Here is a 638-nt window from a genome sequence, read left to right on the forward strand (position 1 = left end):
ACCGCATTACTGACCCCTCTGACCAGTAAAGCACTGGTGGATACCAATAGGGTTCCCTCACCGAAAACTTTGTATCGAGGATTAAATTTTCCAGAAGACTTTCAAAATAAACTGATTAATCAAGCCAATACCATCATTGCAAATTCATCAAAACATCTCTTTACTGATCTGTCAGCTCAAGATTTCATGCAAATCAAGTTAAATGACTTAAGTAAGATATCGTCAAGAACGAACGCAAGTAACTCTGTAAACATCGAGGTTCCAAGAACAATCTTTGGTTCGAATACCATCTTTGAAATCAATGATCCTGATCAGTTACTGCACGCAAAACAAGTAGGAACTCATATACCTGAATCCGAAGATGAATTTTCATTTTATTTACCTGATGATGTTGCGTTAATTCCAACTAAAGTAACTCTGGATGGTAAAAACTCCAAAGGAGAAGATAGATATATCATCACCTTTACAACGATAAAAAGCCCTGATTTTATACCAAGATATGAACCTGGTTTTGCCGTTGATTCCTATATTAAGATGCAAAACCCGAAAGTGGTGGAAGCAATAAATGCGGTACACGTAGAAAATAAAGAAACTCATGAGAACTTAAATAAAAAACTAGAAACGTTACGAGTTCAAAT

General features: G+C 35.7%; 1 pseudogene. It reads left to right on the forward strand.

Annotated features, from left to right (window positions below):
* Positions 1-638, forward strand: a pseudogene (locus tag Lgra_RS04805) (SidE phosphodiesterase domain-containing protein); the annotation flags it as partial.

The organism is Legionella gratiana (assembly GCF_001467695.1).
Classification (GTDB): domain Bacteria; phylum Pseudomonadota; class Gammaproteobacteria; order Legionellales; family Legionellaceae; genus Legionella; species Legionella gratiana.